Source organism: Bacillus cereus group sp. MYBK79-1 (assembly GCF_051915365.1).
Classification (GTDB): Bacteria; Bacillota; Bacilli; order Bacillales; family Bacillaceae_G; genus Bacillus_A.
Window position 1 is genome coordinate 100648 of the sequence record NZ_JBQAEO010000008.1, and the last position, 12118, is coordinate 112765.

Below are 12118 nucleotides of genomic sequence, written 5' to 3' on the forward strand. Positions count from 1 at the left end.
ACTATAGCCCCTCCCGTCTACGTAATGCAATAATCGCAAGTAATAAAAAGAGTGCTGAAATCCCAAGATTTAAACATATTACCGGCAGTGCCGCTCCTACATCGTTTGCATAAATAATTTTCATGACAGCTGTGTTTGCCCACGTTAATGGTGATAAATTCGTAACAAAATTTTCTTCTACTACGAAATATGCACCACCAAAAATAGAAGCTAATTGCACAACTACAAGAATAATTGCTCTCGATGATTCAGCTGTTTTCGTAATATATCCAATACCTAAACCGAAGCTAATTGCTAGAAAGATTTGTGTTAATAAAATAAGAAATATGATTCCAAGATGGTCGCCCCAATTTGCTTGAAATACAAATTTACTAAATAACATGACAAGTAATACGCAAAGGGCATTTGCTACTAGGCTACCTAGTACTTTTCCAATGAATATTTCAGCCTTACTTATAGGCGCAGCAATGAGACGATCTCCTGTTTTACGTATTCGTTCTCCTCGAATTAAAGAACTCGCTCCCATCCCAGCATATAGTGCAATCATTGTTGTCATTACAACCGCATAGTAATCCATAGAACCTGGTTTTTTCGCAGCTTGTAAAGATGTTTCTTTTATATAATCATTATGATTTCCGCTTGAAAAAACTGCGCTCACCTTACTAGGATCTACTTTTGCAACTTCGGCCGCTACATTGTACTTATCAACAAATGTTGTAAGCATGCCTTCCACAATACTTCCCTCGATACTACTTTTGTCACTTCCATAAAATTTTGCACCATCTTTATTTAACTCTACATAAGCAGCATATTTATTTTGCTTCACTTCTTCTTTCCCATCTGTACTATCGGAAGCTTTTTTAAAATGAATACCCGATTTATCGACTTCTTTCGTAAATGCTTCAAACGATTGAGAAAATGTGCTACTCGCTTCATCTTTATATAGCACTTGTATATCCTTAATCGATTGACTATCACTATTAAATGCATTCGTTAATGCCGTTCCTAACACAAGCATAAGTACGACCGGAAATGCTAACATAAAAACTAAAGTTCTTACGTCCCTGAAATCTCTTTTAATATGCATAATTGCAATATTGAAGATGTTCAATTGATGAACCTCCCTTTACCTTTTCTTCATTTACCTTTTATTTATCTCGTAAGTTTCTTCCAGTCAACGTAAGGAATACTGTTTCTAAGTTTGGAGCCTGCTCCTCTAACGAACGAATTTCAATGTCATGATTAATGAAATGCTGAATAATTTTATTTAAATTGTTTACTCCTGCATCCGAGTTTACTTTAATTACGTTCTCTTCAATTTGAACAGCTTTCACACCGTTTATCTCTTTTAACTGTTCTACATCTAAATTTTCTACTGACTTCACTTCAACCCAAACGTCTTTCGTATCAGTAATAATCGCTTTCAACTGCTCTTTCGTACCTTCTGCAATTACTTTACCGTGATCGACAATTGCTATTTTCGTACAAATCTCTTCTACTTCTTCCATGTAGTGGCTCGTATAAATAATAGTGCTGCCCATTTCATTTAATTTTCGAACAGACTGAAGAATATAGTTTCTTGACTGTGGATCAATCCCAACTGTCGGCTCATCCATAATAATTAACTTCGGTCTATGAGCGATTGCACAAGCGATATTCAGTCTTCGTTTCATCCCGCCTGAAAAGTTTTTCGGGTAACTTTTATGTTTATCGCTAAGCCCTACAAACTGAAGTGCTTCCTCTACTCTCGCTTTTAGCTCAGCTCCTCTTAACCCGTACAATCCAGCAAAGAATTTCACATTTTCATAGGCCGTTAACTCTTCATAAATCGCAATATCTTGCGGAACAATACCGATATTCATCTTCGCAAATCGATTATGTTTCTTTATATTTTTTCCTAATATGCTAATTTCACCTTCATTACTTCTTAACAACCCAGCGATCATATTTATCGTTGTACTTTTACCAGCACCATTTGATCCTAAAAAGCCAAATATCTCTCCTTCTTTAATAGATAAAGACATATTATCTACCGCGATGAAATCACCAAATTTTTTCGTTAAATTTTTAATTTCTAATGTATTCATCATTTCACCCCTATTTCGGTTTCTCTGCTTTTAGTATAAACAAAAAGAATGAACCTGCTCAGTGCAGAAGTTCATTCTTTTCACATGAGATTATTCACTTTTTTCATATGAGATGATTCATCTTCGTCAATATTTCCTATATGGGCAGCAGCATTGTTACTGAAAAACCACTTGTTCCATCTACAATAATTTTTCCGTTTACTGATGCTGTTCGCTCCTCCATCCCCATAATCCCGAGACCTTTCTTAACGAGAGCTGCACCTTTTCCATTATCCTTCACTTGTACTTTTACCATCTTATTAAGTACATGAATATCAATTGAAATGATTGTCGCATCAGCATATTTCATCGCATTTGTTAATGCCTCCGTAACATTTTCACCGATAATCTTCCACTGAATCGGTGAAATCATATCTAAATTCCCTTTATATACGAAAGGAATTTTTATATCATGCTTACCGGCAAATTCCTCTATGAATAATTTCATACGATGAATACCAATTTGCTCAGTTGGTGGCTTCATATTTTTTAATGTAACCCGAATGCTTTCAATCCCGTCTTTTGAAATATGAATTGCATTTTGTAATAACTCCGCAGATTTTTCTTTATCTACCTCCATTAATCTCTTTGCTGCCTCCATTTGAATTAGCGCTCCTGTCATCGAGTGGCCAATTTTATCATGAATTTCTTGAGAGAGCCGGTTTCTTTCTTCTAACTTAAATGTGTACTCTGATTGCTTTATGTACTCTTTATTATCATGTAAGCTTTTCGTCAGCCGCTGCATATCTTTTCGCATCTTATCATTTTGTGATTCAAGCTTTAATACACGCGATATATACCGTTCTGCCATAGTTAATACGATGAAGGCAAACGCAACAATTAATCCATATGTCATTCGAATACTTTCATCGGTAAAGATAATAGGAATCATCATAATGATAAAGATCAGCCATTTATTCTCTATATAACGAAATATAATTTCATATAAGTTCAATGGTAAAAACAAAATGAAAAACGGATGAATCTTCCATGCAAATAATATAACTATTCCAATTGACAGAGAAGTTAATATGTTTTTGTGCGTACCTTTTTTAAATATAGAGATTAGCACGTTTACAGAAAGATATAAAAGTAAAGTAAGTATAATCCACGGTAAGTTCGCAACATTTAAATAAATGTAACTAAACACAATATATATAAAGACAATTAATTTACTTACAATTAACCAAAATTCCATATCTTTAATCTACTTTCCCTGTTAAATAATAAATCGCAATTTGTGTGCGATGTTCCAGTCCAGTTTTCCCTAAAACTGATGTAATATAATTAGCAATCGTTCCTTCTGATATGAAAAGTTGCTTTGAAATTTCTTTATTCGAGAAACCTTTCGCAATTAATGCGATAATGCTAAGTTCTCTTTCTGTAAAAAGATTCTTATCTATTTTACATTCGTCCTCTTTGCTCTCCATTAAATTGCTCTTAATTTTATCAAGCACTACATCTTGCATAACAGTTTGACCGTTATATACTCCTTTTATTGCATCACGAATACGCTCTGGATCATTATTTTTTAATAAATAACCTTTCGCCCCGTTCTTCACTGCGTCCAAAATATATTCATCATCATCGAACGTCGTTAAAATTAGTGGTTTCGTTTCCGTTTCTTCACAAATAAATTTCGTTGCCTCTACCCCGTTCATATTTGGCATACGGACATCTAAAAGAGCGATATCAACGTCGTTCTTTTTACAATATTCCACCGCTTCCTTCCCATCATTCACAGTATCTACTACTTCGAACTCTTCATATGTATTTAAAATAATTTTCATGCCTTCTCTAATAAAAGAATTATCATCCGCTATTAATATTTTAATTTTCATGTTTGTTAGTATGGACCTTCCCCTACTAACATTCACATCCTTTCTTCACGTAACATTTCCCACTTGCTCATTATATACTTCTTTTTACCATTTTTTCACACCTTTTTTCATATAGCTTCCTTCCTAAAAATATATTATTCTTTTTTTACAACATGTGTAGGGTGACCAGCCGTTTCTTACGTCTATATAATAGAATGCGTCAAAAAGGAGGGAGAGACCCATTGAGGAAAAACAATTAATTGAAAAAGCACAGCAAGGAAGCGAACATGCTTTTCGTATCCTTGTGCAAACATATCGTCATTATATTTTTCAAGTTATCTTTTCTATTTTAAGACATGAAGAAGATGCGAAAGATGTTACACAAGAAGTATTCTTAAAAATTCACGCCGCTCTCCCAAATTATCAATTTCGCGGATTAAAAACGTGGATGGCACGTATTGCCACCAATCACGCTATTGATTATAAAAGGAAGAAAGCTAGAGAAAACGAAGAACTCTCCTTATGTAAAGAAACTGAGGAAAATATAAAATCCTCTCATAATATTGAGGCTTTATTATTGACGAAAGAGCAAAAAGTACTCATTGCTCAAAAACTGCGAGAACTTCCCGAAAATTACCGTGACGTCGTTCTCGCACATTACTTAGAAGAAAAAAGTTATCAAGAAATTTCTTTACAGGAAAACATCGAAGTGAAAACAGTCGAAATGAAACTGTACCGGGCAAGAAAATGGATTAAAAAACATTGGAAGGAGGAAGAGTTTCTATGACGCATTATTCAAAAGAGGATTGGCGCAATTATACTTTAGATTTTATAGAAAGCAATGGACGTGAATCTATGGAAGAACACCTTTATGAATGTGATCATTGTTTAGCACTTTATATGGAAAGTATCGATGAACAACATGAAAACCTTCCAATGATAAATGATGATTCATTTACGAACGAAGTTATGATGCAAATTAATTTTGAAACGCTACAACCTAATGAAAATATAAAAACAAACTCACTAAAGCGCACCATTATTCACTACATAATTGCGACTGCGGCTACAATTATTTTTATGGTAAGTGGTTTATTCCAATATATTTTCACAGCGACATCAAATTTCGAGAAATCTTCAAAACATAACGAGTCTTCTATCTCACAACAAATTGTAAACAAATCGGTAGACACATCAAAAAAGGACGGAGGTTCAAAGCATGAATAAAAATCCCTTTTTAGCACTTGTATTAGGGCTAATTCCTGGGCTTGGACATTTATATTTAAAAAAGATAGGACGGTTTATTTTATATAGCGGAGGAGCTTTATTTCTATTTTCTTTTGCAGTTTTTTGCGTAGTAGAATTAGGAGAGCGCACCATTGTCTTTCTCCCCCTATTTTTACTAGCTGTTCTATGGATAATTAACTTACTAGATTTAGTTATCACCATTATAAACCAAACGAAAAAACAAGAAGCTGGAGAATTGATAAATCCCTCTAAAGAAAGCGAACGATTTTATATCATTCTCCTATCCATCATCCCTGGACTTGGTCATTTTCAATTAGGACTCATGCAACGTGGACTTACATTTTTAGTCGCTTGCACAGGAATCGGAAGTATGATTATATTCGTTGCACTTTTAACATCGCAAGAAAGTTTCCTAATCTTCCTTATTACATTACCTGTTTTATGGATTTATAATTTCTTCGATGTTGTTCAGCAACTCCAGAAAAAAGAACGTGGCGAGCAACTAGATGATCGTACTATTTTCGAAGAGTTTGAAGAGCACCGTGAACAAGGAAAGAAAAATAAAACATTCGCTTCTATTTTAGCGATGTTCCCCGGAGCAGGACATATGTATTTAGGCTTACAACGCCGTGGCCTTCAGCTTATGGCAGCCTTTTTACTTTCAATATATTTACTCGACTTATTAAGACTTTCGGCGTTTTTATTTTTAGTACCAATCATTTGGTTCTATAGCTTCTTTGACGCTTTACAGCAAACTGCAAAGTATGGAAAAGAACGTGTAAATGACGAACCTATCATTGATTATTTTATCAATCATCAAAGATGGATCGGTATTGGGTTAATTACACTTGGTGGTTATTATTTATTAGATCAAACAGTCCTTCCTATTTTGAATGATTACTTTGCAACTATATTTAACATTCATCTTAGCGAGCTCTATTATCGCTATTTCCAAACATCTATCGTTGCACTCCTCTTAATTGGTGGCGGCTTTAAATTGTTAGTTGGAAATAAAGAAAACAAAGGTGGTACACAAGAATGAGAACATGGCGCGTTGGAACATTTTCAATGGGGCTTTCTATTATTTCATTAGGTTGCTTCTTACTATTTTCAGTTATAAAAGGTACTGAGGTATTAGATTCCTTAACAGCATGGTGGCCTGTTTTACTTATTATACTTGGCGTGGAAATTTTACTATACCTTCTATTTTCTAAGAAGGAACAATCCTTTATTAAATATGATATTTTTAGTATTTTCTTTATCGGCGTTTTAGGAAGCGTCGGAATTGCTTTTTACTGTTTATTATCAACTGGATTACTAGATGAAGTTCGTCATTCTATTCATACCACTCGCCAAACGAGTAATATTCCAAGTGAACAACTTGATATACCTGAGTCTATCAAAAAAATTGTAGTGGATGCAGGGCAGCACCCTCTAACAATAGAGGGAAATAATACAAATCAAATTCACCTTCTTGGAACATATGAAATGACGACGAAAGCTAATGAAAAACTCAATTTAAAACAAGAAGATTTCCTTTCAGTTCAAACAGCTGGGGAAACGATGTATATCACTTTAAAATCATTACCAGTTCAACATACGTTATGGAATTCAGCACCACAGGTCAAACCGACACTCGTTCTTCCGCAAAATAAAAATGTAGAAGTTCGTGCTTCAAATAACGACCTATCCCTTTATCCAGGTCAATTACAAAATAATTGGTTTGTACAAGAAAGTTCAAATGTATCTGTTCATTTAACGAAAGAAAGCGATGTATCTTTAATCGCCGTAACAAACAAAAAAGAAGCACACGGAAACACACCTTGGGAACAAGTTGAAGATTTAACGAAAAAAGAAAATAATTCTTCAGAAGAAAATCCAGAATTCAACGAGCAAGAACATTGGTATAAAAACTCGATTAAAACAGGAAATGGGACGTACAAGTTAAACATTGAGAAAGCTTATAATATAAATATGAGCATTATCGAAAAATAAAAAACCTTCCACAATTGTGGAAGGTTTTTCTCATATAATTGCTTTAATTCCTTCTAACACTAATCCAATCATAAATCCGCAAACAGCCCCGTTTACTCGAATCCATTGTAAATCTTTACCAACGTTATTTTCAATCATTTCAATTAACGTTTTATCATCTAACTTATCAAGGTTTTCTTGTACAAGTTTTCCGATTTTCGAATGATTCTTTTCTACAAGTGTGACAACTTGTTTTTGTAACCACTCTTCTATTTTTTGAACAGTCTGTTCATCTTCTTTTATTTTATTCATTTGTTTTTGTAAAAATGGAATAACATACTTATCCGTAAATTCTTCATTTTTCACAAAAGTAATTGCCCTTTGTTGTACTTGCTCCAGCATACCTTTAATTTTGTCAGTAGCATCCCAATTGGCAATCCATTTTTCTTTCCAATTTTCTAATTCTTGTAGTAACGCTTCATTTTCTTTTACATTTATAATTTCTTGGCGAATTTTCGATAATATAAGTTGTCTTGTGCTATTCTCCGCATCTTGTAAGCTGTTAATATTGCTAATAATAAACTTCTGCAAAATACCGCCAATTTTATCTTCATCTACAATATTCATAAACGATTTCAAAGTAAACTGTAAAAATCCATCTACTTTTATGTTTTCCATCGCCTTCATACCTAAGCTTCCAAGTTGGTATCGGGCTTCATCTTGCGCTGTCCAATCTTTCACTTTTACTAAAATGTAATCAAGTGTCTTTTCATCATATTCTTGCACAACTAATTGATCGACAAGTACTTGTAAGATATTACTTGTATTAATTGTATGCAAATACGTTTTTAATTCTTTTTCAATAATAACCGCTAATTTTTCCGTATCTATCGTAACAATCGCTTTCTCCGCAATCGTTACAATCCCCTTTTTCACAGCTGCAGACTGCATTTCTCTCTCAGCAATTTGCAGCACCATTTGTGCTAGCTGCATTTCTTTTACTTTATTCGTAATACTTTCTTTCGTCAGCCACTCATTTTCTAACGTATTGATGAGCCCTTTCGTTACTCGTTTACGATTTTTAGGTAATAACGCTGTATGAGGAATTGGAATCCCCATCGGATGACGGAATAAAGCTGTAACTGCGAACCAATCCGCAAGTCCGCCAACTAACCCAGCTTCAAATCCTCCTTGAATAATCTCACCTGCTACTGTTCCTTGAAAAGGGATAGAAGCCGCAAATCCTACTCCCATAACCCCAAGCGAAATACCCGCTATATATTTAGTCTGTAATGACATCGTATACACATCCTCTTATTATGTAAAGTAAAGCTTTTTTGTTGTATTTATTCAATATTAATTATCCTTTATATATACTATAAAGAACTAATACGAAAATAACAAAGATTTTATGTACACGAAAAAATGAGGCTTTAAATCGCCTCATTTTTCGCTACTCTGCTATTATTAATTCCAAACCCTTTTTATAATACCCATTCATCACATCTTCTGGAACCATACTACCGCCAGTTCCCCACACAATATGAGTACCTTCCTTCATCTTCTCTGTTAACTGCTGTTTTTGTAAATACTCATCATCTTGGCATACTTTCACTGGCCCTATCATACCGGCTAACGCAGAAGGTTCTAAATAAATATTTTCTGTATCTGCTAGTTCTTTTAATAATCTATATAACTCTTCATCACTTACTGTGTAATTTCCACTCAAAAATGATTCCATCGTTTTACCGACAAATCCAGACGGTCTTCCTACCGCTAGTCCGTCCGCGTCTGTCACATTATCAATCCCGATATCTTGAACGGCAATTTTATCATGAAGCCCTGTCATTAAACCGAGTAACATGCATGGAGAGTGCGTAGGTTCCGCAAAGAAACAGTGAACGTTGTCTTTATACAGCAACTTTAAACCAAATGCGACGCCGCCAGGCCCGCCTCCTACTCCGCACGGAAGGTAAACGAATAAAGGATGCTCTTCATCTACTACAATCTCTAACTCTTCTAATTGCTTTTGTAAACGCGATGCTGCTACTGCGTATCCTAAAAATAAATCATGAGAGTTTTCGTCATCTACAAAATAACAGCTAGGATCTGCATCAGCTTGCTGACGCCCCTCTTCTACTGCTTTACTATAATCCGCTTCATATTCAATAACGTTTACACCTTTACCTCTTAATAAATCTTTTTTCCATTTTTTCGCGTCTGCTGACATATGAACAGTTACGTTAAAACCTAGTTTCGCACTCATAATCCCAATGCTTAACCCTAAATTACCTGTAGAACCTACCGCAATTGCGTATTTTGCAAAAAACTCTCTACATGTATCGCTATCTAAAATGGAGTAATCATCATCCTCTGTTAACATTCCATGCTGCAAAGCTAATTGCTCAGCATGTTTCAAAACTTCATAAATGCCGCCCCTAGCTTTAATGGATCCCGATATTGGAAGCCCGCTATCACACTTTAATAGCAATTCTCCTAATATAGGTTGCCCGTAATTTTTCTCTAAAGATTGTTTCATAGAAGATATTTTCACTAAAGGTGATTCTATAATGCCGCCCGTTTCTTCCGTTTCAGGAAAAACCTTCGCAATATATGGTGCAAAACGCTTTAACCGCTCTTCGGCATCCTTTACATTTTCTTCATTCAATGGGGAATCTTTTATTGCCGTTTCATACTTTTCCATGTTCGGATTCAGCCAAAACACTTCTTCTGTTTCGATTAATTTAGTTATTAGTGGATATTCCTCTTTTAAATTCTCTAATCCCATCATTTCTCTTCCTCCTCATAACCTTGTAGCTTACGATTCAATAAATTATAATTAAATTAATTTTAATATAGTTTAACACAAATCATTCACTTTAGTTAACTTTGATTTAATTTATTTAAATATAATTTAATAATTATTAAGGAGCTTTCATTATGGAAAATATAGATATCGGTAAAAAGATTGAAAAACAAAGAAAAGAAAAAGGGCTAACGAGTAAAGACTTAGCAAAGATGGCCGAGATTACACCATCTATGTTAAGTCAAATTGAGCGCGGGTCTGCTAACCCTTCTATACAAACATTAAAAGTACTCGCTAAAGCGTTAGAAGTTCCAACATTTAGCTTTTTACTTGAAGATACAAATACAGACGATTTAATTGTACGTTCTCATAAACGAAAAAAAATGATTATCGATAATTTATCATATGAATTGTTATCACCTGATTTCACAGGAAATTTAGCAACAGCAATTATGACCGTTCCGCCGAATACTGCTTCATCTGAAAATGTACTAGAACATAAAGGTGAAGAATTAGCATTTGTGTTAGACGGAACAATTACATTGTATTTAAACGAAGAAGAGTACACTTTAGAAACGGGTGATAGCGTAAAAATACCCGCTTATTTAAAACATAAATGGGTAAATCAATTCGAGAAAAATGCTATTGTTTTATTTTCTGTTACTCCGCCGGTTTTTTAATACATTTAAGAAAAACAGGATAATCCTTCTTATTTAATACGAAGGAAACTACTCCTCATATTAATAAAATTCTATTTACAGTAGAGGGCTATTTTGTTATTCGTAGAAAACTTGTTATATATAATTTATATTGAGGTGTTATGAAATGAACATTCACAAAAAAACGAAACCCCGTATTCATGTTAGTTCGTCAATCTCATTAATTGATTCTCCCATTCAAATTTATATAACTGGATTAGAACCTTTACAAGAAGTAACAATAAGAGCCTCCAGAATTGCCGAGGGAATAAATGATATATATTTAGAATCAAATGCTACCTTTATTGCAACTAAAGATGGCAATGTAAACCTTACTGAACAAGCGCCCATTACTGGCTCTTATACAGGGATTGATGGAATGGGATTATTTTGGTCCTTAGACATTATTAAAATAGGCGAACGTTACGAGTCTACGCAAAATGATAAGAATCCACTATCGCCTCAAAACTTAACTTTATCACTTGAAATTAATGGATCTATTATTGATGAAATAAACATATCAAGATTATGGAAATCAAAACAAATCGTTCGGTATCCAATTAGAGAAAATGGGTTGGTCGCTACTTATTTCTACAACGAAAATAAGAAAGCGTATCCAGGAATTATTGTACTCGGCGGTTCAGAGGGTGGATTAAATGAATACCTTTCCGCTTTACTTGCATCACATAATTTTTCAGTACTCGCCCTCGCTTATTTCGGAATCGATAATCTACAAAAACAACTTGTAGAAATTCCCCTTGAATACATAAAAACAGCCATTGAGTGGATGAAACAACGAGAAGAAGTCACCAACAATTGGTTAGGTATACATGGGACCTCTCGAGGAAGTGAACTAGCCCTTTTATCAGCATGCTTTTTCCATGAAATAAAAGCTGTTACTTCTCTAAACGGTTCATCTATTGCATTAAGTGGGATTGTACCGTGGTCTAATGCTACAACATTACCTCCTGCTTGGACCTTTAAAGGGAAAGCATTACCATATGCGTCTCCAATAAACCCCATCTCCGTCGCACTCGAATGTCGTAAAATGTTTGAAGAACATAGAGGCATGCCATATAGAAAGTGGTATAACGCTTTAACTTCAGATTCTAAAGTTGTAGAGAATGCTACTATACCAGTTGAAAAAATTGATGGGGATGTATTGCTAATTGCTGGTGAAGAAGATGAAGCTGATATTGTAAGATTATCAAAAAAAGCGATTGATAGATTGGATACATTTCATTCTCCTCATTTTTATAAACAACTCATATATAAAGGGGCTGGACATTCTATCGGCATCCCTTATTTAAGAATAAATTATAACCAGGGGAGCAAAAAAGATAACGCTTTTGCTAGTATTGATTCATGGAAGAAGACCATTCATTTTTTTCAAAAAAGCTCACAATCCCAATTATAAGAGGTATGCATGTATGAAAATTTCATACA

Annotated in this window: 12 protein-coding genes; 6 read left to right on the forward strand and 6 right to left on the reverse strand. The window is 34.3% G+C overall.

The genetic code is table 11. The features are described from left to right. Position 1: 1 nt before the first annotated feature. The 4 genes from ACTFOB_RS14890 to ACTFOB_RS14905 all read right to left on the reverse strand — a co-directional run bounded on the left by ACTFOB_RS14890 (position 2) and on the right by ACTFOB_RS14905 (position 3967). Positions 2 to 1111, reverse strand: coding sequence for an ABC transporter permease (locus ACTFOB_RS14890; RefSeq protein WP_440027222.1), 1110 nt, complete (start codon positions 1109 to 1111; stop codon positions 2 to 4). Positions 1112 to 1148: 37 nt separating this feature from the next. Next, the gene (locus tag ACTFOB_RS14895; RefSeq protein WP_144610894.1) at positions 1149 to 2087 is read right to left on the reverse strand and encodes an ABC transporter ATP-binding protein; all 939 of its coding nucleotides are present in this window, start codon (positions 2085 to 2087) and stop codon (positions 1149 to 1151) included. A gap of 136 nt (positions 2088 to 2223) precedes the next feature. Then, on the reverse strand, positions 2224 to 3324 hold the full coding sequence (locus ACTFOB_RS14900; RefSeq protein ID WP_440027219.1) for a sensor histidine kinase: 1101 nt from the start codon (positions 3322 to 3324) through the stop codon (positions 2224 to 2226). Between the two features lie 4 nt (positions 3325 to 3328). Beyond that, entirely contained in the window at positions 3329 to 3967 is a 639-nt protein-coding gene (locus ACTFOB_RS14905) for a response regulator transcription factor (RefSeq protein ID WP_151630896.1), read from the reverse strand. Between the two features lie 283 nt (positions 3968 to 4250). On the opposite strand from ACTFOB_RS14905, the gene ACTFOB_RS14910 reads away from it, so the two are divergent. From ACTFOB_RS14910 to exsE, 4 genes are read left to right on the forward strand one after another with little or no spacing between them, the layout of a single operon-like run. After that, positions 4251 to 4733, forward strand: a complete 483-nt coding sequence (locus tag ACTFOB_RS14910) for an RNA polymerase sigma factor (RefSeq protein WP_254848183.1) — start codon at positions 4251 to 4253, stop codon at positions 4731 to 4733. Next, positions 4730 to 5173 (forward strand): hypothetical protein, encoded by a 444-nt coding sequence (locus ACTFOB_RS14915; RefSeq protein WP_151630897.1) that lies wholly within the window; start codon positions 4730 to 4732, stop codon positions 5171 to 5173. The genes ACTFOB_RS14910 and ACTFOB_RS14915 overlap by 4 nt, the downstream gene beginning before the upstream one ends. Then, positions 5166 to 6236 carry a hypothetical protein gene (locus ACTFOB_RS14920; RefSeq protein WP_440027217.1) on the forward strand — a complete coding sequence of 357 codons (1071 nt, stop codon included), beginning with the start codon at positions 5166 to 5168 and terminating at the stop codon, positions 6234 to 6236. The genes ACTFOB_RS14915 and ACTFOB_RS14920 overlap by 8 nt, the downstream gene beginning before the upstream one ends. Next, positions 6233 to 7189, forward strand: coding sequence for an exosporium protein ExsE (gene exsE, locus ACTFOB_RS14925; protein WP_440027215.1), 957 nt, complete (start codon positions 6233 to 6235; stop codon positions 7187 to 7189). The genes ACTFOB_RS14920 and exsE overlap by 4 nt, the downstream gene beginning before the upstream one ends. Positions 7190 to 7219: 30 nt before the next feature. Here the strand turns inward: exsE and ACTFOB_RS14930 are convergent, their stop codons facing one another. Both ACTFOB_RS14930 and ACTFOB_RS14935 read right to left on the reverse strand, forming a co-directional pair. Then, positions 7220 to 8467, reverse strand: coding sequence for a DUF445 domain-containing protein (locus tag ACTFOB_RS14930; protein WP_440027213.1), 1248 nt, complete (start codon positions 8465 to 8467; stop codon positions 7220 to 7222). A 154-nt stretch (positions 8468 to 8621) separates the two neighbouring features. After that, positions 8622 to 9959, reverse strand: a complete 1338-nt coding sequence (locus ACTFOB_RS14935) for a D-serine ammonia-lyase (RefSeq protein ID WP_440027211.1) — start codon at positions 9957 to 9959, stop codon at positions 8622 to 8624. A 149-nt stretch (positions 9960 to 10108) separates the two neighbouring features. Between ACTFOB_RS14935 and ACTFOB_RS14940 the strand changes: the two genes are divergently transcribed. Then, the gene (locus ACTFOB_RS14940) at positions 10109 to 10654 is read left to right on the forward strand and encodes a helix-turn-helix domain-containing protein (protein ID WP_440027210.1); all 546 of its coding nucleotides are present in this window, start codon (positions 10109 to 10111) and stop codon (positions 10652 to 10654) included. A gap of 145 nt (positions 10655 to 10799) precedes the next feature. Beyond that, entirely contained in the window at positions 10800 to 12089 is a 1290-nt protein-coding gene (locus tag ACTFOB_RS14945) for an acyl-CoA thioesterase/bile acid-CoA:amino acid N-acyltransferase family protein (RefSeq protein WP_440027208.1), read from the forward strand. Positions 12090 to 12118: the final 29 nt, after the last annotated feature.

What these genes read in the sequence shown, in the direction of transcription:
- ACTFOB_RS14905 (WP_151630896.1), bottom strand. Translation starts at nt 3,967, where the DNA reads ATGAAAATTAAAATATTAATAGCGGATGATAATTCTTTTATTAGAGAA.
- ACTFOB_RS14935 (WP_440027211.1), bottom strand. Translation starts at nt 9,959, where the DNA reads ATGATGGGATTAGAGAATTTAAAAGAGGAATATCCACTAATAACTAAA.
- ACTFOB_RS14920 (WP_440027217.1), top strand. Translation starts at nt 5,166, where the DNA reads ATGAATAAAAATCCCTTTTTAGCACTTGTATTAGGGCTAATTCCTGGG.
- ACTFOB_RS14915 (WP_151630897.1), top strand. Translation starts at nt 4,730, where the DNA reads ATGACGCATTATTCAAAAGAGGATTGGCGCAATTATACTTTAGATTTT.
- ACTFOB_RS14945 (WP_440027208.1), top strand. Translation starts at nt 10,800, where the DNA reads ATGAACATTCACAAAAAAACGAAACCCCGTATTCATGTTAGTTCGTCA.
- ACTFOB_RS14940 (WP_440027210.1), top strand. Translation starts at nt 10,109, where the DNA reads ATGGAAAATATAGATATCGGTAAAAAGATTGAAAAACAAAGAAAAGAA.
- exsE (WP_440027215.1), top strand. Translation starts at nt 6,233, where the DNA reads ATGAGAACATGGCGCGTTGGAACATTTTCAATGGGGCTTTCTATTATT.
- ACTFOB_RS14930 (WP_440027213.1), bottom strand. Translation starts at nt 8,467, where the DNA reads ATGTCATTACAGACTAAATATATAGCGGGTATTTCGCTTGGGGTTATG.
- ACTFOB_RS14895 (WP_144610894.1), bottom strand. Translation starts at nt 2,087, where the DNA reads ATGAATACATTAGAAATTAAAAATTTAACGAAAAAATTTGGTGATTTC.
- ACTFOB_RS14900 (WP_440027219.1), bottom strand. Translation starts at nt 3,324, where the DNA reads ATGGAATTTTGGTTAATTGTAAGTAAATTAATTGTCTTTATATATATT.